General features: G+C 71.6%; 20 protein-coding genes. 13 read left to right on the forward strand and 7 right to left on the reverse strand.

Translation table 11 applies throughout. From position 1 onward, the window contains the following. The first annotated feature begins 4 nt into the window (after positions 1 to 4). Complete coding sequence (locus ACIQWX_RS06670) at positions 5 to 430, forward strand: heat shock protein transcriptional repressor HspR (RefSeq protein ID WP_400866514.1); 426 nt, start codon at positions 5 to 7, stop codon at positions 428 to 430. A 50-nt stretch (positions 431 to 480) separates the two neighbouring features. Here ACIQWX_RS06670 and ACIQWX_RS06675 read toward each other — a convergent pair whose 3' ends face one another. The 6 genes from ACIQWX_RS06675 to ACIQWX_RS06700 form a co-directional block, all read right to left on the reverse strand. After that, complete coding sequence (locus ACIQWX_RS06675) at positions 481 to 2,034, reverse strand: ABC-F family ATP-binding cassette domain-containing protein (protein WP_400866517.1); 1,554 nt, start codon at positions 2,032 to 2,034, stop codon at positions 481 to 483. 387 nt (positions 2,035 to 2,421) lie between these two features. Then, entirely contained in the window at positions 2,422 to 2,955 is a 534-nt protein-coding gene (locus tag ACIQWX_RS06680) for a DUF305 domain-containing protein (protein WP_400866520.1), read from the reverse strand. Further along, positions 2,952 to 3,707 (reverse strand): lytic polysaccharide monooxygenase, encoded by a 756-nt coding sequence (locus ACIQWX_RS06685; RefSeq protein WP_400866523.1) that lies wholly within the window; start codon positions 3,705 to 3,707, stop codon positions 2,952 to 2,954. Before ACIQWX_RS06685 ends, ACIQWX_RS06680 begins: the two co-directional genes overlap by 4 nt. Before the next feature lie 145 nt (positions 3,708 to 3,852). Beyond that, on the reverse strand, positions 3,853 to 4,569 hold the full coding sequence (locus ACIQWX_RS06690; RefSeq protein WP_400866526.1) for a dienelactone hydrolase family protein: 717 nt from the start codon (positions 4,567 to 4,569) through the stop codon (positions 3,853 to 3,855). 43 nt (positions 4,570 to 4,612) lie between these two features. Then, on the reverse strand, positions 4,613 to 5,716 hold the full coding sequence (locus ACIQWX_RS06695) for a globin domain-containing protein (protein ID WP_400869422.1): 1,104 nt from the start codon (positions 5,714 to 5,716) through the stop codon (positions 4,613 to 4,615). A gap of 353 nt (positions 5,717 to 6,069) precedes the next feature. Beyond that, a complete protein-coding gene (locus ACIQWX_RS06700) occupies positions 6,070 to 7,245 on the reverse strand; it encodes a globin domain-containing protein (RefSeq protein ID WP_400866529.1) in 1,176 nt (391 codons plus the stop codon). A gap of 234 nt (positions 7,246 to 7,479) precedes the next feature. Between ACIQWX_RS06700 and ACIQWX_RS06705 the strand changes: the two genes are divergently transcribed. The 4 genes from ACIQWX_RS06705 (at position 7,480) to ACIQWX_RS06720 (ending at position 12,892) form a co-directional block, all read left to right on the forward strand. Next, entirely contained in the window at positions 7,480 to 7,965 is a 486-nt protein-coding gene (locus tag ACIQWX_RS06705) for a MarR family winged helix-turn-helix transcriptional regulator (RefSeq protein ID WP_400866532.1), read from the forward strand. A gap of 100 nt (positions 7,966 to 8,065) precedes the next feature. After that, positions 8,066 to 9,253, forward strand: a complete 1,188-nt coding sequence (locus tag ACIQWX_RS06710; protein WP_400866535.1) for an MFS transporter — start codon at positions 8,066 to 8,068, stop codon at positions 9,251 to 9,253. Positions 9,254 to 9,349: 96 nt separating this feature from the next. Then, on the forward strand, positions 9,350 to 11,944 hold the full coding sequence (clpB, locus tag ACIQWX_RS06715; RefSeq protein ID WP_400866538.1) for an ATP-dependent chaperone ClpB: 2,595 nt from the start codon (positions 9,350 to 9,352) through the stop codon (positions 11,942 to 11,944). Between the two features lie 198 nt (positions 11,945 to 12,142). Beyond that, on the forward strand, positions 12,143 to 12,892 hold the full coding sequence (locus ACIQWX_RS06720; RefSeq protein ID WP_400866541.1) for a hypothetical protein: 750 nt from the start codon (positions 12,143 to 12,145) through the stop codon (positions 12,890 to 12,892). Here the strand turns inward: ACIQWX_RS06720 and ACIQWX_RS06725 are convergent. After that, positions 12,889 to 13,548 (reverse strand): hypothetical protein, encoded by a 660-nt coding sequence (locus tag ACIQWX_RS06725; RefSeq protein WP_400866544.1) that lies wholly within the window; start codon positions 13,546 to 13,548, stop codon positions 12,889 to 12,891. The two genes, ACIQWX_RS06720 and ACIQWX_RS06725, sit on opposite strands and share 4 nt — an antisense overlap. Positions 13,549 to 13,619: 71 nt before the next feature. Between ACIQWX_RS06725 and ACIQWX_RS06730 the strand changes: the two genes are divergently transcribed. From ACIQWX_RS06730 to ACIQWX_RS06765, 8 genes are all read left to right on the forward strand, one after another. Next, positions 13,620 to 14,387, forward strand: a complete 768-nt coding sequence (locus ACIQWX_RS06730; protein WP_400866547.1) for an SDR family NAD(P)-dependent oxidoreductase — start codon at positions 13,620 to 13,622, stop codon at positions 14,385 to 14,387. Between the two features lie 129 nt (positions 14,388 to 14,516). Next, the gene (locus ACIQWX_RS06735; protein ID WP_400866550.1) at positions 14,517 to 15,251 is read left to right on the forward strand and encodes an ABC transporter ATP-binding protein; all 735 of its coding nucleotides are present in this window, start codon (positions 14,517 to 14,519) and stop codon (positions 15,249 to 15,251) included. Continuing rightward, positions 15,251 to 17,698 carry an ABC transporter permease gene (locus ACIQWX_RS06740; protein WP_400869424.1) on the forward strand — a complete coding sequence of 816 codons (2,448 nt, stop codon included), beginning with the start codon at positions 15,251 to 15,253 and terminating at the stop codon, positions 17,696 to 17,698. Before ACIQWX_RS06735 ends, ACIQWX_RS06740 begins: the two co-directional genes overlap by 1 nt. Positions 17,699 to 17,725: 27 nt before the next feature. Then, positions 17,726 to 18,289: an orotate phosphoribosyltransferase gene (gene pyrE, locus ACIQWX_RS06745; RefSeq protein WP_086671745.1), complete on the forward strand. Its 564-nt coding sequence runs from the start codon at positions 17,726 to 17,728 to the stop codon at positions 18,287 to 18,289. A gap of 80 nt (positions 18,290 to 18,369) precedes the next feature. Continuing rightward, the gene (locus tag ACIQWX_RS06750) at positions 18,370 to 18,924 is read left to right on the forward strand and encodes an RNA polymerase sigma factor (protein ID WP_400866554.1); all 555 of its coding nucleotides are present in this window, start codon (positions 18,370 to 18,372) and stop codon (positions 18,922 to 18,924) included. Next, positions 18,921 to 19,472 (forward strand): Asp23/Gls24 family envelope stress response protein, encoded by a 552-nt coding sequence (locus ACIQWX_RS06755; protein WP_400866557.1) that lies wholly within the window; start codon positions 18,921 to 18,923, stop codon positions 19,470 to 19,472. Before ACIQWX_RS06750 ends, ACIQWX_RS06755 begins: the two co-directional genes overlap by 4 nt. Next, positions 19,469 to 19,825, forward strand: coding sequence for an Asp23/Gls24 family envelope stress response protein (locus tag ACIQWX_RS06760; RefSeq protein ID WP_400866560.1), 357 nt, complete (start codon positions 19,469 to 19,471; stop codon positions 19,823 to 19,825). The genes ACIQWX_RS06755 and ACIQWX_RS06760 overlap by 4 nt, the downstream gene beginning before the upstream one ends. Continuing rightward, positions 19,822 to 20,124 carry a hypothetical protein gene (locus ACIQWX_RS06765; protein WP_400866563.1) on the forward strand — a complete coding sequence of 101 codons (303 nt, stop codon included), beginning with the start codon at positions 19,822 to 19,824 and terminating at the stop codon, positions 20,122 to 20,124. Before ACIQWX_RS06760 ends, ACIQWX_RS06765 begins: the two co-directional genes overlap by 4 nt. Positions 20,125 to 20,164: the final 40 nt, after the last annotated feature.

Below are 20,164 nucleotides of genomic sequence, written 5' to 3' on the forward strand. Positions count from 1 at the left end.
TGGGATGTTCGGCGGGATTCCGCAGGAGGGCGACGAAGAGACCCCGGTGTTCGTCATCTCGGTGGCGGCCCAGCTCGCCGGGATGCACGCGCAGACACTGCGCACGTACGACCGGCAGGGCCTGGTGTCGCCGGGCCGCACGGCCGGTGGCGGGCGACGCTACTCGATGCGGGACATCGCGCTGCTGCGCGAGGTGCAACGTCTGTCCCAAGAGGACGGTGTGAACCTGGCAGGCATCAAGCGCATCATCGAGCTGGAGAACCAGGTCGACGCGCTGCGGGCCCGGCTCGCGGAGATCACCGAGGAACTGGCGGCGGCGTACGCCGCGGGGGAACAGGCCGCGGCGGCCGCGCACGCGTCCTACCGCCGGGACCTGGTCCCGCTCAACCAGCAGACCGCGCTGGTGGTCTGGCGGCCCAAGCGCCGCTGACCGCTGGAGCGAAGAAGGCCTCCCCGGGCGACCGGGGAGGCCTTCTTGCGTCACAGCTCCAATCGAGGCCAGGTCGCCAGATCCGCCAGCATCCGGCGGTCGTGCGTGGCCACCACCACCGCGGCCGGGGTGGTCCGCAACGCCTCCGTCAGCTCCTCGACCAGCGTTGCCGACAGGTGGTTGGTCGGCTCGTCGAACACCAGCAGGTCCGGACGCCCGGCCAGGCGCAACGCCAGGTCGAGCCGCCGCTGCTGGCCCTGGGACATCCGGCCCACCGGCGTGCGCACCGCCTCCGCGTCGAGCAGGCCCATGGCCGAGAACGGGACACCCTCGCGCTCGAACAGCCGGCGTGCCGTCAGCTCCTCCGGCCACGCCGGAACTTCCTGGCCCACCAACGCGATCCGCGCGTCGGGAGCCCGGCGGACCGCGCCGCTCGTCGGGGCCAGCTCGCCGGTCAGGGCCGACAGGAACGTCGACTTGCCGGTGCCGTTGCCGCCCGTCACGAGTAGCCGGTCACCCCGGGCGATCGTCAGCGTGACCGGCCTCCGGAGGCGGCCGGCCACGGCGACCTCGTGCACGTCGACCAGCGAGCGGCGGGGGCTGGTGCCGAAATCGGGCCAGCGCAACGACAACGGCGGCTCCGGCACCGTCACGCGGTGCGCCTCCAACGCCGCGCGTTCCCGGTTCAGCGCCTGGACCACGCCGGGTGCGCGTGACTGGCGCTGGTGACGGCCAGTGCCCTTGTCCGGCCGCCAGCCCGTGCTGAGCCGGTCGCGGGCCTGCGTCACCGCGAGCGTCAGCTGCCGGTGCGTGTCCTGCTGCTCCTCGAACTCCTGCAGCCAGCGCTCGCGGTCGCGGCGGCGGCCGTCCTGCCAGGCTTGGTACCCGCCGGCGTACACGCGCGGGCGGCCGTCCTGGCTGGGGTCGAGGTCGAGGAACTCCGAAGCGACGTCGGCGAGCAGTGCGCGGTCGTGGCTGACCAGCGCGACGCCGCCGTCGTGCCCGCGCAGGCGGGCGGTGAGGAACGCGAGACCGTCGGCGTCGAGGTGGTTGCCTGGCTCGTCGAGCAGCAGGAAGTCGTGCCGCGCGCCGAGCAGGCAGGCCAGCCGCACGCGGTAGCGCTGCCCGACCGACAGCGTGCTCAGTTCGCGGCTCCGATCGGTGCAGGCGGCGAGGGCTTCGAGGGCGACGTCGACGCGGCGTTCGGCGTCCCACGCGTCGAGGCGCGTGGCCGCTTCGAGCGCCGTGGCGTAGCGGTCTTCGTCGAAGGGGACCGCCGCCACGTCGAGTGCTCGCAAGGCGTCGTGGGCTTCGCGAAGGGCTTCGGTGGTCAGCGTGCCGACGGTTTCGCCGGACCGGAACGGCAGGGCCTGCCGGGCGACGCCGACCGTGCCCGTGCGGTGGACGGTGCCGTGGTCGGGGGTCCGCAGCCCGGCGAGGACGTGCAGCAGGGTGGTCTTGCCGCGCCCGTTTTCGCCGACGATGGCCAGCCGGGACCGGGCCGACACGGTGACGCTCACGTCGTGCAGGACGCGGCGGGAGCCGAGCGTGACGCCGACGCCGTCCGCGCGCAGATGGGCGTGTTCGGTCGCAAGGGGGTTCAAGGGATGCTCCGCAGCTCTGGTGGGAGCCGGGCAGCACAAGAGCGGCCGCCCGGCGATGGCCGGAACGGCGGGCAGGGAAAAGAGAGTTCGGTGCGCCGCCGCTAGCGGCGGTTGCGTAACCTCGCGAAGACGGCGAAGGAGAACATCATGTTCGCGAGGTTAGTGGGGCGCGGGAAGGCGGCCAAGCGAATTTCGGCGCCGGGGCGGTTGCCGGGGCGCCCGGGGTGGCGCGCGGGGAGGGACTGCGACCGCAGGGGTGGCCGGGGTGGCGCAGGGAAGGGCCGCGGCCGGGGTGGCGCGCAGGCAAGCCCGCAACCGGAACCGCACCGGCCGCGAGCAGCCGGGCAGGAGGCTGCTCGCGGCCGGCACCCCGGGGCCGCGGGGACGTCACACCTTGAAGTTCAACAGCTGCTTCACCTCGGCGGTCCGCGACTCGATCACCCGCCGGGCCAGATCACGGACCTGGGCGTTGACCCCGCCGTTCGCCGAGTTCTCCGTCTGGGCCAGCTCGACCGCGCCCTGCTGCTGACCCGTCAACACGTCGAGGAACTTGCGCGGGAACTCGGCGGCCGGCGCCGTGCGGAGCGCTCCCAGCACGTCCGGTGCCGTCATCTTCATGCCACCGTGGCCCGCGTGGGCCTGGGGGTTCATGTCCATCGACTCGGGCTGGCCCCACGCCGTGAGCCAGTTCCTCATGTCGGTGATCTCCGTCTGCTGGGTCGACTCGATCGCCGCCGCCAGCTCCTTCAACGCCGCTGGCAGCGGACGGTCCGCGGCCAGCCGGACGACGTCGATGCCCTGCTGGTTCTGCGGGATCAGCATCTGCAGGAACATCACGTCGGCCGCGTTGTACGCGGGTGGAGCCGCCGTCGCGCTGCAACCCGTCAGCAGCAGCGCGACAGCGGCGAGCCATACCCTCACTGGCGCTGCCAGAGCGCCGGGGTGTTCGGCGGCTCCCAGCCCGCGATCGCCGTGTGCGGCTGGATGCAGCGGTAGCTCACCCCGTTGTACGTGACCGTGTCACCGACCTTGTACGCCGTCCCGGCCGCCCACGTTCCGCTCGAAGGCGGGGTCGTCGGCGTCGTGGTCGGCGGGCGGGTCGTGGTCGGGGGCGGAGTCGTCGTGGTCGGCGGCGGGGTGGTCGGGCCGCCCCCGCCGATCTGGAGGTCGACGCAGCTGTAGAACGCGTTGGCCGTGTCGGAGATGTTCCAGATCGCCAGCACCTTCACGCGGCCCGAGTAGCCGGCCAGGTTCACCGTGTGCTGCACGGTCGCCGGGGGCTGCTGGTTGTTGCCCGCGATGTTCGCGACGCGCGTGCCGCCGATGTAGTACTCGTAGTTCGACGTCGCGTGCCGGGCGGTGAACACCCAGTTGAACGTCACCGTCGTGCCGACCGACTTGGCGGGCCACGGCTTCGACTCGTCGGCCAGCTCGGCGAACTGCCCCAGCCCGGCGTTGCAGCTGCGCAGGCCCTTGGGACCTTCGACGCTCTGGGGTTCGTAGACGATCTGACCGCAGTTGGGCACCTTCCCGGCCGCGCAGTTGGCCTGCCGGCTGGGTGGGTCGGAGATGTATCCGTGCGCGCTCGCGGTGGTGGCGGGGAGGACGACGACCAGCACCGGGGCGAGCAGGACACCGGCAGCGGCCGCGAAAAGCTTTCTGTTCCAGGTCATTTCGGCTCCTCGATGGGGAACAGCGTTGTTCCAGGGGGAGGACGAACGAGCACATCCGGGGAAGATGTGGTCTAGACCATAAGTCGATTCGGGCACAACGGTCAATCAACTACAGCCGTTCGGCGAGATCGCTAGCCCGCTCGGCTCAGTGCGAAGGTCGGGCCGGTTGCTGCAGGTGTTCGCCGAAGAACGCCGTCACCCGGCGCCACGCGTCTTCCGACGCCCCGTGGTGGTAGGTGAACCCGACGACCTTGAGCAGCAGGTTCAGCGGCGCCGCGACCTCGATCTTGTTGGCGAACCCGTGGCTCGCGCCGTCGTACTCCTTGACGTCGTGCGGGATCGAACGCTCGGTGAGCGCCGTCTCGAGCTTCGCCGCCGCGCCGCGCAGCGAGAAGTCCTTCTTGCCGAAGCTCGCGACGATCGGGCACGCGTCGTCGAGGACCGACAGGTTCTTCGGCAGCTGCCCGTAGTAGGGCGCCGACGCCTCGAAGCCGCGTGACGCCGCGACGAGCGCGAAGCCGCCGCCCATGCAGAAGCCGGCGATGCCGATCCGGCCCGACGAGTCCGGCCGCTCTGCCAGAAGCGCGCGCGACGCCTCGATGTCGTCGAACGTCCGGCCCTGGTTCGCGAACATGTCCGAGAACACGCGACGCACGCAGCGGCGCATCCCGCCGCGCGAGTACAGGTCCGGGCTGAGCGCGAGGTAGCCCTCCGCGGCGAAGCGGTCGGTGATGTTCTTCGTGTCCTGGCTCAGCCCGAACGCGTCGTGGATCAGCACGACGCCCGGGTGCGGCCCCTCGCCCGCGGGCTCCGCCAGGTAGCCGCCGATGGTCCCGTCCGGAACCGGAATAGTCATCTCCATATCCGCGAAGATAGCGAGAATCCAAGCGGCCCGCCGAAATCCCTCAGTCCATGGTGAACGGGTCGAAGCGGATGCGCTCGAGCTCGACGCCGGCGGCCAGCAGCTTCGCGATCGTCGCCCGGATCATCTCCGGCGAGCCGGAGACGAGGACGTCGTGGTCCTTCCACGCGCCGCGCTGGGTCACCGCGTGGGCGAGCGTGCCGCGGTCGCCGCCCGGCACCGCGCCCTCCTCGGTGACCGGGGTGACCGTCAGCCACTTCGACACCGCCGTCAGCCGCCGGAGGTCGTCCAGCGCGTACAGGTCCTCCGGTCTTCGGCCGCCGAAGAACAGGTGCACCGGCGGGTTGCGCTTCCAGTGCGCGAGGTCGTCGAGGATCGAGACGAACGGCGTGACCCCGGTCCCGCCGGCGATCATCAGCAGCCGCTTGCGCGTCGCGGTCGGGCGCACGTTGAGCGTGCCCATCGCCGGCCCGAGCCGCCAGACGTCCCCCTGTTTCGTGTGGTTGACGATGCTGCCGCTGACCCAGCCGCCGGGTACCGCGCGCACGTGGAACGTCATCTGGCCGTCGCCGCGCGGCGCGCCCGCCGGGGAGAGGTAACGCCACATCCGCGGCCGCTGCGGCACCTCCACGCTCACGTAGCTGCCGGCCCGGTACGGCAGCAGGCCCTCGGTCTGCACCCGGACCATCGCGACGTCGCGGGACAGCTTGCGGTGGTCGAGCACCCGCGCCGCCCACGACGCCGGGCCGGTCTCGGCCTGCGCGGCCTCGCGCATGGTCTTGGCGATGAGCCCGTACGCCGTCGTCCACGCGCACTCCACCTCGTGCGTCCACTTCTGCTTGAGGAACCGCTTCAACGCGGCCAGCAGCGCGACCCCGACGGCGTCGTAGTGGCGGGAGACGACGGCGAACTTGCGGTGGTCGCGGCCCAGCTGCGCGAGGAACGTGGCCAGCTCGTCGGGCCGGTCGACCATCTGCACGACGTACACGATCGCGCGCAGCAACCGGCTCCGCTGGTTCGCCATGGTGACCGGGAAGAGGTCACGGCAATCGGGCGCGATGACGAACAACGCGCCGTAGAAGTACTGCGCGAGTTCGTCGGCTTTCGGTTCGATCTCCGCAAAACTTTCACGAATGAGTTTGGCCAGTTCGCGGCCTTCCACGGCCGAAACCGGAACGGCCGGGGGCAACGGCGAGACCTTCAGTGATTCAGCGTTCATCGGGAACGGTGTTCTCCAGTCGTGCAATGGCTTTTTTTGGTGCCGTGTGTGCGGCGTCGCCGTGCGGTGCCGCCCCCGAGGGTTCCCGACTGTAGGCGAATTCCCGTGCAGATGCGCGTGATTCCGCGTGGTCCGCTCGAACGGAGCAATTTCGCCACACGCGGTCAACCCCGTCTGGCGCAGCGTAAAAACGATCACCCGGACGGTTTACGCGAGGCGCGTAACAATTCCCGCAGTTCGTTCGATTTGTGCACCGGACCCGAGTGTCCGGAATGGGGGTGCTAGTCGATCGTGAACGGGTCGTACTGGATCTGGTCCAGCGCGCTGCCCGCGACCAGCATGCGCGACACCGTCGCGCGGATCATCGCCGGCGAGCCGGAGACGAGGATGTCGTGCTCCGGCCAGGCGCCGTACCGCGTGACCGCTTCGGCCAGCGTGCCCTGCTCGAACCCGGGGACGTCGCCGCCGCGCTCGACCACCGGCGTGACGGACAGCCAGGGGTTGACCGACGCGAGCGCGCGCAGCTCCTCGAGGTCGTACAGGTCCTCGCGGGACTGTCCACCGTAGAAGAGGTGCGTCTTAGGGTTCTCACCCCACAGTGCGAGGTGGTCGAGGATCGACCGCAGCGGCGCGACGCCCGTGCCGCCCGCGACCATCAGCACGCCTCGTGACCCTTCGCGGTCGACCGTCATCCGCCCGAGTGGCGGGCCGAGCCGCCAGACGTCGCCGGGCTGGGTGTGGCTGACTATCGCCCTGGACACCCAGCCGCCGTCGATGGCGCGGACGTGGAACTCGATGCCGCCGTCCTCACGCGGCGCGTTCGCCGGTGAGAGGTAGCGCCACAGCCGTGGCCGCTGCGGGACTTCGACGCTCACGTACTGGCCCGGGTGGTAGGGCACGGGCTGGTCGGGCACCAGCCGGACCAGGGCGAGGTCCCAGGTCAGCCGCCGGTGCTCGACGACGGTGGCCGACCACGACGGCGGGTTCGTGTCGGCCGCGGCGGCGTCCTGCATGGCCCGCGCGGCGATGGTGAACGCCTCGGCCCACGCGCGCTCGACCTGGGGCGTCCACTCCCGGCCGAGGTGGTTCTTCAGCGACGCGAGCAGCGCCGTCCCGACGGCTTCGTAGTGGCGCGGGACCACGCCGAACTTGCGGTGGTCACGGCCCAGCTGCCGCAGGAACGGCGCGAGGTCGTCGGGCCGGTCGACCATCTGCACGATGTGCACGAGCGCGCGCACCAGCCTGCCGCGCTGGATCTCCATGTTGATCGGGAAGAAGTCGCGCGTGGTCGGCGCGAGGGTGAACAGCATCCCGTAGAAGAACTGGGAGATTTCGGCGATGTAGGGCTCCGACTTGGCCCAGCTGTCCCGGATGAGCCGGACCATCGCCGTGACGGCCGCGGGTGCTTCACGCGGGGCCGAAGACCTGGGGAACGGGCTGACCGAGTCGGCGGTCATGGGTTGCGGCCGCCTCCTGGATCCATCGCCACTGCTGCACCTCTGTCACTCGGCCGCGCCGCGCGCGCGGTCCGTCCGCAGGGTAGCCGCCGGGCGCCCTTTTGCCCGCATTGTTGCTCCGACCGGGTGTATTGCGGCCGGTGACGGCGTGGGCGACCTCACCGGGGTGATCCTTGCTCGCGCAAGCGACGGGCAATAAACTTGTATTGCACAAGTAATCACAGGGAGGGCCCGATGGGCTTCGACGACACCGACGACGACGTCCGGGTCGAGCTCATGCGTGAGCTGAAGACCGCGTCGCAGCTCCAGCACGCCTGGGTCATGCAGGCCTGGCAGGACCAGCCGGGGCTGCACCCGGCGGCCGCGATGCTGCTGTCGGACCTCGCGAAGAACGGCGAAGCCAGGCCGTCCGAGCTGGCCAAGCGCCGGTTCGTCGACCTCTCGGTGGTCAGCAGGCAGATCACGCAGCTGTCCGCCGCCGGGCTGGTGGACCGCCGTCCCGCACCCGAAGACGGCCGCGCGTCCCTGGTGAGCGTGTCCGAGAAGGGCCGGGCCGAGCTCGCGCGCTGGCGGGTCAACTACCTCGAGTTCATGGAGAAGGCGCTCGGCGGCTGGGACGACGAGCGCGTCACCGACCTCACCGGACGGCTCGCCGAGATGAACGCCGACCTCCGGCGGGCGCTCGGCAGCGCGGCCTGCCTGGCCGACACGAACAAGTGACGGAGTGCCCGTGAAGGAGCACCGGCAGTTGCATTTCGCACGCCGGAAAGTCTCCGTTCGGGCCTGACCCGGCGGCGGGCCCCAGGGTTAACGTCGGTAGGTGACGCGTAGCCGGGTCGCACTGCTGTGCGCGCTGGGGATCGACAACTTCGGCTCAGGTCTGTTCCTCCCCTTGGCGCTGGTCTACGTGACGCAGGTGGTCGGTGTGCCGCTCGCGATGGCGGGCACGGCCGTCACGCTCGGCACCATCGGCGGGCTGGTCGTGCCGCCGCTGGCGGGCCGGCTCGTCGACCGCGTCGGACCACGGACCGTGGTCATCGGCGCCCAGCTGCTGCAGGCCGCCGGCGCGGGCGCGTACCTGCTCGCCGACGCCGCCGGCCCGGTCGTGGCGGCCGCGGTGCTGCTCGCCACCGGCCAGCAGCTCTTCTACAGCTCCCTCTTCGTGCTCATCGCCGACGTCGCGGGCGACGTCCAGAAGGATCGGCCGTTCGCCGAAGTGGGGATGGTGCGGGCCGGCTGCTTCGGCCTCGGTGGGCTCGTCGCGGGTGCGTTGCTGACCTGGCTCGGCGCGGGCGGGTACCGGGTCGCGCTCGTTCTCGACGCGGTGACGTTCTTCGTGGCCGCGTCGGTCCTCGCCCTGTTCGTCCGGCTCGCGCGGCCGCACAAACCGCAGTGCGAACGGTCGGTGAAGGTGCTGCGCGACCGGCCGTACCTCGCCTTGATCCTCTTCAGCGGGCTGTTCGGGCTCTCGCTCGACTTCTTCCTCATCGGCACGCCGGTGTTCGTGCTCGACCGGCTGCACGGTCCGGCCTGGCTGCCCGGCGCGATCCTCGCGCTGCTGACCGTGCTGACCAGCGTCGGCGGCACGCTCGCGCTGCGGCTCACCGCCCACCTGACCCGGATCGCGGCGATGCGCGCGGGCTCGGCGCTGTTCGCGGCGTGGTGCCTGGTCACCCTCGGCGTGCTGCTCGTGCCGGACGGCTGGCAGGTGGCGTACCTGCTGGTGTCGACCCTCATCTTCGCCGCCGGCGACCTGGTCTTCGGCCCGCGTTCGGGTGCGCTCGCCGAAGCCGCGGCACCTCCGGTCGCCCGCGGCCGTTATCTGGCTGCGTACCAGTACGCGTTCACCGTGGCGCAAGTCCTCGCACCCGCCGTGGTGGCGTTGTTCTCGGTCGCGGACTGGTTACCCTGGGTGCTGGTCGGGGCGTGCGCCGGCCTCGCCGTGGCCGGGCTCGGCACGCTGGGCTCCCGGTTGCCGGCGGGCGCCGTCGCACCCGGTCAGAGTTGAGCGGAACAGACTCAAGTTTTCGTGCGTTAAGGATAGTGACGGGCCTGGGTCAGGCCTGTCACCAGGACTTTTGATGTACCGAGCATGAGGTGAGGGATGGACGCTTTCAACCCGACCACGAAGACCCAGCAGGCGATCTCGTCCGCGGCGCAGGCGGCCACCATGGCCGGCAACCCGCACGTGTCGGCCGCCCACCTGCTGGGCGCCCTGCTGGCGCAGGGTGAAGGGCTGACCGCGCCGCTGCTGACCGCGGTCGGGGCCGACCCGGGGGTGGTGCACAAGGAGCTCGAGCCGCTGATCGCGGCGCTGCCGTCCGCGACCGGCGCGACGGTGTCGAGCCCGCAGTTCGACACCTTCGCCGTGAAGTCGCTGACGCGCGCGCAGAAGCTGGCCACCGAGCTGGGCGACGAGTACGTCTCGACCGAGCACCTGCTCGTCGGGCTCGCCACCGAAGGCGGCCAGGTCGCCGACCTGCTCAAGCGCCACGGCGCGACGCCGGACGCGCTGCAGGAGGCGTTCGTCAAGGTCCGCGGTTCCGCCCGGATCACCAGCGAAGACCCGGAGAGCACGTTCAAGGCGCTCGAGAAGTACGGCGTCGACCTGACCGAGCGCGCCCGCGCCGGCGAGCTCGACCCGGTCATCGGCCGCGACACCGAGATCCGCCGCGTCGTGCAGGTGCTGTCGCGGCGCACGAAGAACAACCCGGTCCTGATCGGCGAGCCGGGCGTCGGCAAGACGGCCATCGTCGAGGGCCTGGCCCAGCGCATCGTCGCCGGGGACGTGCCCGAGTCGCTGCGCGGCAAGCGCGTCGTCGCCCTCGACCTCGGGTCGATGGTGGCCGGCGCGAAGTTCCGCGGCGAGTTCGAGGAGCGGCTGAAGGCCGTGCTCAAGGAGATCACCGACTCCGCGGGCGAGGTCGTCACGTTCATCGACGAGCTGCACACGATCGTCGGCGCCGGCGCGACCGGCGAGGGCGCGATGGACGCCGGCAACATGATCAAGCCGATGCTCGCCCGCGGCGAGCTGCGGATGGTCGGCGCGACCACCCTCGACGAGTACCGCCAGCACATCGAGAAGGACGCCGCCCTGGAGCGGCGCTTCCAGCAGGTGCTGGTCGGCGAGCCGTCGCCGGAGGACACGATCGCGATCCTGCGCGGGCTCAAGGAGCGCTACGAGGTGCACCACGGGGTCCGGATCACGGACGCCGCGCTGGTCGCCGCCGCGACGCTGTCCGACCGCTACATCACCGCGCGCTTCCTGCCGGACAAGGCCATCGACCTGGTCGACGAGGCCGCGTCCAAGCTGCGCATGGAGATCGACTCTCGGCCGGTGGAGATCGACGAGGTCGAGCGGGCCGTGCGTCGCCTGGAGATCGAGGAGATGGCGCTCGCGAAGGAGAGCGACGCCGCTTCGAAGGAACGGCTCAACGCGTTGCGCGCGGAGCTGGCCGAGAAGCGCGAGACGCTGACCGCGTTGACCGCGCGCTGGCAGAACGAGAAGGGCTCGATCGAGAAGGTCCGTGAGCTGAAGGAGCAGCTGGAGCAGCTGCGCGGCGAGTCCGAACGCGCCGAGCGCGACGGTGACCTCGGCAAGGCCGCCGAGCTGCGCTACGGCCGGATCCCGGCGCTGGAGAAGGAGTTCGAAGCGGCCACCGAGGCGAGCGAGGCCAGCCAGCAGAACGTGATGCTGAAGGAAGAGGTCGGCGCGGACGACGTCGCCGACGTCGTGGCCGCGTGGACCGGCATCCCGGCGGGCCGGCTGCTCGAAGGCGAGACCGGCAAGCTGCTCCGGATGGAGGAGGAGCTCGGCAGGCGGGTCATCGGGCAGGCCGAGGCCGTGCAGGTCGTCGCGGACGCGGTGCGCCGCAGCCGGGCCGGCGTCGCCGACCCCGACCGCCCGACCGGCTCGTTCCTGTTCCTCGGCCCGACCGGCGTCGGCAAGACCGAGCTGGCCAAGGCGCTGGCGGAGTTCCTGTTCGACGACGAGCGCGCGATGCAGCGCATCGACATGAGCGAGTACGCCGAGAAGCACTCGGTGGCGCGCCTGGTCGGTGCCCCGCCCGGGTACGTCGGCTACGACCAGGGCGGCCAGCTGACCGAGGCCGTCCGGCGCCGGCCGTACTCGGTGGTTCTGCTCGACGAGGTCGAAAAGGCCCACCCGGACGTCTTCGACGTGCTGCTGCAGGTCCTCGACGACGGTCGGCTGACCGACGGACAGGGCCGGACGGTGGACTTCCGCAACACCATCCTGATCCTGACCTCGAACCTCGGTTCGCAGGCCATCGCCGACCCGTCGCTCGACGAGCGGCAGCGGCGGGACGCGGTGCTGAACGTGGTCCAGCGGCAGTTCAAGCCGGAGTTCCTCAACCGGCTCGACGACATCGTCGTGTTCCACTCGCTCGGCACCGAGCAGCTGACGTCCATTGTGGACATCCAGGTGGCCCGGCTGGCGGCGCGGCTCGCGCAGCGGCGGCTGAACCTGGACGTGACGGACGGCGCCCGCGAGTGGCTGGCGCTGAACGGCTTCGACCCGATCTACGGCGCCCGCCCGCTGCGGCGGCTGGTCCAGTCGGCGATCGGCGACAAGCTGGCGAAGGAGCTGCTGTTGGGCGAGATCCGGGACGGCGACACCGTGCGCGTCGACATCCCGGCCCTGGAGGCGGGCGACTCGCTGACCGTCGAGCGCGTCTGACCGCTCGTGAGTGAGAAACAGTGTTAGAACACTGTTTCTCACTCACGACCAGCCGCGGCGGACCACTCGGGCGTGGCGTCCACAGTGGTGAGTTGTGGCGATTTGTCGACTCAGTGCCGGGGAAATGCTCCGAACGGGCCCGGCGACACGGGTACCGGCGATCATCTCTTCGGCGTAGCAGGCGATACCCTGCACGTCGTGGGTATTCCGGCGTGGATCTGGTTCGTCATCGCGGCCGTCGCCCTGGTGGCGGGCCTCGGGCTGCTCGCTGCCGACCGGGCGAAGGAGGGCTCGCGCAACCGCGAGCGCATGCGCTGGGCCCAGTTGCGCGGCTGGCAGTTCGTCGAAGAGGACGAACGGCTGCCGCAGCAGTGGTCCGGCGGTGCGATCGGCTACTTCGGCGCGGACGCCGCCGTGAACGTCGTCGCGGGGTCGACCTTCACCTCCGACGGCCGCCGCCCGGTGTTCATCTTCGACATCGAGTCGGAGGGGCAGATCCCCGCGGTCGTCGTCGCCGTGCGCTGCAACAAGAAGCACCGGATCCCCATCGAGATGTGGCTGTCCAGCGTGCCGTTCCAGCGCGCCGACATGCCGGAGATGCTCGGCCCGATCGGTTCGCGCTACGCGTTCGCGGACGACGCCGACGGCGCCCGCGTGGTCATCACCCAGGAGCTCGTCGACGCCGCGGACCAGCTCGGCGGCGACGTCGGCGTGGCGTGGCTCGAGGCCGAGTGGGTGCTCGCCAGCGTCGTCCCGACCGCCGGCCCGTCCCGGCTCGAGCGGCTGCTGCGCGACCTCGGCGAGATCGCGGACATCGTCGACCCGTTCGACGAGGACTACGACGCGGGCCGCCACCAGGCGAGCGCGCCGATCCCGTCCGCCGGCGGCAACCCGCCGACTCCCGCCGCCGGGACGCCGATCCCGCCGCCCGCCGAGCCGCAGGACTAAAGAACCGGCTGGTCGAGCACGCTGGCCGCCAGCGTGCCGCGCAACGACGTCGTCCCGCCCTGGACGTGCACCACGTGGTCGACCCCGAGGTCGCCGCTGAAGGAGCCGGCTGACGTCTTGAGCAGGCCGGACGCCGGGCCGAGCTGGCCGCCGAGTTCGTGCGTCTGCCCGACCTCGAGGTCGCCCGCGAAGCTGCCGATGACGTGCTGCTCCGACGTCGTCCCGACCGCGCCCAGCCGGCCGAGGTCCACCGCCTGCCCGGACGACCGCCGCACGGCGACCCCGCCCGAGAGGTCTCCGGTGAAGAGCCCGGCGTCGAGCTGCTCGGCGTTCTCGCTCAGGACGTCGACGCCGTTGCCCAGCCAGACGCCGTGGCGGGCCCGCTCGACCGCGCCCGCGCGGTCGCCCCGCGTGGCGACCGCTTCCGTGCGGTCGGCCGCGATCCGGACGTCGCCGAGCTGCTTGCCGACGAAGTCGCGGCGGCCCGCTGACAGCGTGTCGCCGTCGTTGTCGAGCGTCATGGTGTGCCGGTGGTCGACGGGCAGGGACAGGTCGGCCGGGGACGCGAGCGCCGTCGCGGGGGCCGCGAACAGGAGGGCCACGGGCGCGGCGACCTTGGGCAGGTAGCCGCTCTTGCGCCTGCTGTGCTTACCCATGCGCGGGACGATAACCCGACGCCGAAACGGCTGCACGCGGAGGCCCTGACCTGTGGGTATCGTTCACCCACATGACCACCACCGCTCTCATCACCGGAGCCACCGCGGGCATCGGCGCGCAGTTCGCGCGCACGCTCGCCGCCGAGAAGTACGACCTCGTGCTCGTCGCGCGTGACACCGCGCGGCTGGAGGCCTACGCCGGTGAGCTGCGGGAACAGCACGGGGTCGCCGTCGAGGTGCTGCCCGCCGATCTGTCCGAAGTGGACGGCCGGGCGGCCGTCGAGGAGCGGCTCGCCGCCGGGCCGGTCGACCTGCTGGTCAACAACGCCGGGTTCGGGCTGAACGGCGACTTCTGGACCATCCCGCCGGACGCGCTGCAGCGCCAGCTCGACGTCAACGTCACCGCCGTCCTGCGGCTGACCCGGGCCGTGCTGCCCGGCATGATCGAGCGCGGTCACGGCGACATCATCCAGGTCAGCAGCGTCGCGGGGTTCTTCAGCGGCCGCGGTTCGACGTACACGGCCAGCAAGAACTGGGTCACGTCGTTCACCGAAGGCATCGCCGCTTCGCTGCCGAAGGGTGTCCGGATGATGGCGCTCTGCCCCGGTTTCACCGCGACCGAGTTCCACCAGCGGGCCGGCATCGGGAAACCGGGCCCGAAAATCGCCTGGCTGGGTGTCGAACAGGTGGTCGGCGAGGCGCTCACGGACCTGCGTCGCGGCAAGGTGATCTCGGTGCCGAGCCTGCAGTACAAGGCCGTCGTCGCGGTCGGCGGCCTGCTGCCGCGCGCGGTGCTGCGCCGGATCAGCGGCGGCTTCGGCGGCAAGGGCCGTACCTGAGGCCTCACTTTCCCTACGAAAGCTCCGCGGAGCTTTCGTAGGGAAAGTGACGGAGTAGGGCTGTCCCTACCCGCAAGACGCACGCGCGCACCAGGGTGGTTCCCCAGCGGGATCCATAGCGTTTTCCCCATGACGAACGAAGCGGTGCGGCTCGAGGCCGTGCGCAAGGAATACAGCGGTGTGGTCGCGCTGGACGGGGTCTCGATCTCGTTCCCGCGCGGCGGTTTCACGGCGGTGATGGGCCCGTCCGGGTCGGGCAAGAGCACGTTCCTGCACTGCGCGGCCGGGCTCGACCGGCCGACGGCGGGCCGGGTCGTGCTCGACGGCCAGGACCTCGACGGCAAGAGCGAGACGTACCTGACGAAGCTGCGGCGCGACCGCGTCGGCTTCGTCTTCCAGGCGTTCAACCTGCTGCCGGCGCTGACGGTCGAGCAGAACGTCGTGCTGCCGCTGCAGCTGGCCGGCAAGCGCCCGGACAAGCGGCTCGTCGCGCGGATCCTCGCGCACGTCGGCCTGGACGGGCGCCGCAAGCACCTGCCCGGGCAGCTGTCGGGCGGGCAGGCGCAGCGCGTCGCGATCGCGCGGGCGCTGGTCACCGACCCGGCCGTGCTGTTCGCCGACGAGCCGACCGGCGCGCTCGACACCCGCACCGCCGCCGACGTGCTCGGCCTGCTGCGCGACTCCGTGCGGTCGTCCGGCCAGACGGTGATCATGGTGACGCACGACCCGGTCGCCGCGTCCTACGCCGACCAGGTCGTCTTCCTGGCCGACGGCCGGATCGCCGGCCGCCTGGACCGGCCGACCGCGGAAGCCGTCGCCGAGCGGATGACCCACCTCGGCGCGTGGGACCGGGTGGCGGCGTGATGTTCTCCCTCGCACTCCGGACGCTGCGCCTGCGCAAGGGTGGCTTCCTGGCGACGTTCGTCGCCGTGTTCTTCGGCGCGCTGATCGTCTCGGCGTGCGGTGGCCTGATGGAAACGGGCATCCGGTCGGAGACGCCGGTGCAGCGGCTGGCCGCGGCACCGATCGTCGTCGGCGGGCAGCAAACGCTTGCGGTGCCCGAAGACGACCCGGCGACCCTCGACCCCGAGGACAAGCACAAGTACAAGAACGCGACGCTGCCCGAGCGCGTCCGGGTCGACGCGGCGCTGGCCGACCGCCTGCGCGCGGTCCCCGGCGTCACGGACGTCGTCGGCGAAGTCAGCTTCCCGGCGCAGCTCGGCGCGGCGAGCGCTTTGGGCCACGCATGGGATTCCGCCGCTTTGACGCCGTACGCGTTGACCGGCGATGCGCCGAAGCCGGGTGAAGTGGTCGTTGACGCCGACATGGGGATCGACGTCGGGACCACTCTGCCCGTCGCGGCGCACGGGACCGTCGGCCAGTACCGCGTGTCCGGCGTCGCGAAGGCGCCCCAGTCCATGCGGGACTCGGCGCTGTTCTTCGCCGCTTCCGACGCGGAAAGGCTCTCGGGACACCCTGGGCAGTTCGACGCGATCGGCGTCTTCGGCGGGGACGCGGCCGTGGTGTCGGCGGTCGTCGGCGACGCCGGGGTCGTGACGACCGGCGCCGACCGCGGGGCACTGGAGTTCCCCGAGGTGGCCAACAGCGGCGAGAACCTGATCGTGCTCGCCGCCGTCTCGGGCGGGCTGTCGGCGATGGTCATGGTGTTCGTCGTCGCGGGCACGCTCACGCTGTCGACCCAGCAGCGCCAGCGCGAACTCGCGCTGCTGCGGGCGATCGGCACGACCCCGCGGCAGCTGCGGCGGATGGTGCTCGGCGAGGCGCTCGTCGTCGGCCTGCTCGCGGTCGCCGTCGCGGTCGTGCTCGGGCCGGTGCTCGGGAACTGGCTGTTCGACCAGCTCGCGGCGAACCACGTCGTCCCGGACGTGCTGCGGTTCGGGCAGGGCTGGATCCCGGCGATCGTGGCCGCGGGCGCGTCCTTGGTGGCCGTCTTCGCCGCGTCCTTCGTGGCCGGTCGCCGGGCTTCGAAAGTTCGTCCCACCGAGGCGCTGGCCGAAGCGGCCGTCGAACGGCGCTGGCTGACGCCGATCCGGCTGATCACCGCGATCCTGTGCTTCGCGGGCGGGACGGCGCTGGCGATCGTCACGGTCGCCGTCATGACCGGCCCGGTCGCGGCCAGCACGGCCGGCCCGGCGGTGATGCTGTGGGCGTTCGGCCTGGCGGCGCTCAGCCCGGGCGTCACCAAGGTGGTGGCGATGCTGCTGCGCTGGCCGGTGCAGGCGCTGAGCGGCGTCACCGGCCGGGTCGCGCTGCGCAACACCCGCGTCGGCGCGGTGCGGACGGCCGGCGCGGTCACCCCGATCATGCTCGCGGTCGGCATCGCGACCGCCAACATCTACCTGCAGACGACCCAGGAGGCCGTCTCGAACCAGGCGTACACCGAGGAGCTGCGCGCGGACGCCGTCGTGGCCGGCCCGGGCGGGCTCGACCCGTCGGTGCTGGGGCGGGTGCGCGCGACCCCGGGGGTCGCCGGCGCGTCGGAGTACGTCACGAGCACGGTGTTCATCGAGAAGCCGTTCGATTCGAATCAGGACGACGACGGCTGGCCCGCGCTGGGCGTCAGCGAGCTGACCGGCAACGCGATCGAGGTGCCGGACACGCTGGGCCGCCACGTCGGCGACACGCTGTCGCTGCGGCTCGGCGACGGCGCTCCGGTGGACGTCCGGGTGGCCGCCGTCGTGAAGCAGCGCGCCGGGTTCGAGAAGCTCGTGCTGCCGGCCGACCTGCTCGCGCCGCACACGACCGCCGGTCTCGCGCCGCAGCTGCTGGTGCGCGCGGCTCCCGGTGTCGACGCGGCGACGCTGACTTCGCGGCTTCGCGAGGCGACAGCGGGAATGCCCGTCTCTATCGGTGATCGGGACGCGCTCATCGCGGCGCACGCGAAGGGCAACGAGGTCGGCGCGTGGGTCAACTACCTGCTCGTCGGGATGATCATCGCGTACACGGTGATTTCGGTGGTGAACACGCTGGTGATGGCGACGTCGAAGAGGCGGCGCGAGTTCGGGCTGCAGCGGCTGAGCGGGTTCACCCGCGGCCAGGTGCTGCGGATGGCCGGCGTCGAAGGCGGGCTGATCGCGACCATCGCCGTGCTGCTCGGGACGCTCGTCGCGGCGGGCTCGATCGTGCCGTTCTGCCTGGTGGTCAGCGGATCGCTGCTGCCGTCGGGGCCGCTCGCGATCTACCTGGTGGTGCTCGCGATCGCCGTGGTGCTCTCGCTCACCGCGATCCTCGTGCCGGCCTGGGCGGCGACGCGCGGGCGTGCGGTCGACGCCACATCCATCGGGGAGTGAGCGGGGCCGTGTGTAAGACTCTCGGCCGTGGCGAACCCCGGGTTGGATCAAGCGGCGAAACTCGAACTGGCCAGGCTGGTCACCGATCTTTCCGTGGTGCACGGAAAAGTGACCTTGGCCTCGGGCAAGGAAGCCGACTACTACATCGATCTCCGGCGCGCGACGCTGCACCACGCGGCCGCGCCGCTGATCGGCAAGCTGCTGCGCCAGCTGACGGCGGACTGGGACTACGTGGCGGCCGGCGGCCTGACGCTCGGCGCCGACCCGGTAGCGCTGGCGATGCTGCACTCGGCCGCGACGGACGGCGTGGTGCTGGACGCGTTCGTCGTCCGCAAGTCCGTCAAGGAACACGGCATGCAGCGCCGCATCGAGGGCATGGAGGTCCGCGGCCAGCGCGTGCTGGCGGTGGAGGACACGTCGACAACGGGCGGCAGCGTGCTGGAGGCGGTCGCGGCCCTGCGCGAAGCGGGCGCGAACGTGATCGGCGTGGTGACGGTGGTCGACCGCGACACCGGGGCGCGGGAGGCCATCGAGAAGGAAGGCCTGGAGTACCGGTACGTCCTGGGTAAGGACGACCTCGGCCTCGACTGAGTCGCCGCGGTGACCCAGGTCACCGACAATCACCCCGTGACGTTTCCCGTCCGCCGGTGTCCTCCTCCCGAGGAGGTGCCGTGACGACCACCGCAACGCCGCTCGACGACGCGACCCTCGTCGGGCGTGCCAAAGACGGCGATGTCCGGGCCTACGAACAGCTCGTGCTGCGCTACCAGGGCCCGATGTTCCGGCTCGCCGTGAAGATGCTCGCGCACCGCGGCGACGCCGAGGACGTCGTGCAGGAGGTGTTCCTCAACGCCTGGCGCAAGCTCGGGCAGCTCGGGGACGACGCCGCGTTCGTCGGGTGGCTCTACCGGGCCACCACGAACCGGTGCCTCAACACGATCCGCGCGCGCAAGCCGCAGGCGGACGTCGACCTCGACACCGCCGAGTCGCCGCGGGCGGACCTGCAGCCCGAACGGGCCGCGCAGGTGAGCGGGCAGCTCGCGGCGTTGAACGCGGCACTGGAACAGCTCACGCCCGAACAGAGAGCGTGCTGGCTGCTGCGAGAAGTGCACGGCCGGTCCTACGAAGAGATCGGCGAAGTCGTCGGCGCGACCGCGACCGCGGTGCGCGGCCGGATCGCGCGGGCCAGAGCCCAGCTGGCGGAGGTGATGCAGCCGTGGCGATGACGGACTACGAACTGCCCTGCGAACGCGACGTCGAGCAGGTGTGGGAGCGGCTCGACGCGGTCGGTGCCGGGCTGGCCGACGAGCACGAGCTGACCTGCCCGCACTGCCGAGCCGCGCGGGAAAGCCTGCTGGCGCTGCGGGAAGCGACCGCGGAACTGGCGGTCGAGGACGACGACGTGCCGCCCGCCCTGTTCGGCCGGATCATGTCCGCCGTCCGGGCCGAGGTGCGGCGCAGCTCGATGGTGGCGCTGCCGACGCCGGAACCGGGGTTCGTCGAGATCAGCGAGCAGGCCGTCGCGGCCGTGCTGCGGTACGCGGCGGACACGGTCGACGGCGTCCGGGCGCGACGCTGCCGGGTGCACACCCTCGCCGACGGCGGCGTCGAAGTCGAACTCACCCTCGCGGTGAGTCTCCGGAACGCCACCGGCGGTGCGGCGCTGGCGCTGGTGCGGGAGCGGGTGACCGCGGCGGCCGCGGCCCGGGTCGGGCTGACGCTGGCGAAACTGGACCTGCTGGTCGACGACGTGTACGGGGAGCCAGGGGAATGAACGTCGAGTACGTCATCGCCGATCCGGTGATCGCCAGCGTGGCGGCGAACGCGGCGAGCGCGACCCCCGGCGTCGTGCGGCTCGAACCGGGCCTGCGCGGCCTGGTGACGGCGTGGACGCGGGCCGCCCGGCAGCGCTGGAAGGGGCTCGACCCGGCGCCCGCCGACGGCGTCCGCGTCCGCACCGCCGACGGCCGGGTGAGCGTCGAGGTCGACCTGGTCACGTCGGCGGCCGACCAGGCCGCGGCGGTCGGCCGGGCGGTGCAGCGCTCGGTCGGCCGGTTCGTGACCGAGCAGACCGGGCTGGCCGTCGACGGGGTTTCGGTGTCCATCCTGGACATCGAGCCCCGGTGACCGGCGCCGAAGCCGTCGAGAAGATCGTCGGCGCCCTCGAAACCGTGGACGGCCTCCGTCCGGCGACCCTGGTCTCCCCCGAGACGACGTGGCTGCCAGTGGGTCAGGCCGTCGACTTGTCGGCCGACGTCGTCCAGATCCGCCTCATCGCCACGCGGCTGCCGATCCCGCCGTTGCTGGAACAGGCCGCGGCGGCGGTGCGCCCGGTGCTGGCCGGCACGGAGTGGGAAGGCGCGCGGTTGCGGCTGGTCGTCACGGACCTCGACGGCGCGGCCTTCAGGAGAGCCACGTCACAGTGATCCTCTCCCGTCCCCGGGGTCCTTGCCTACGAAGGGATCG

Source organism: Amycolatopsis sp. NPDC098790, assembly GCF_044759945.1.
Taxonomy (GTDB): Bacteria; Actinomycetota; Actinomycetes; order Mycobacteriales; family Pseudonocardiaceae; genus Amycolatopsis.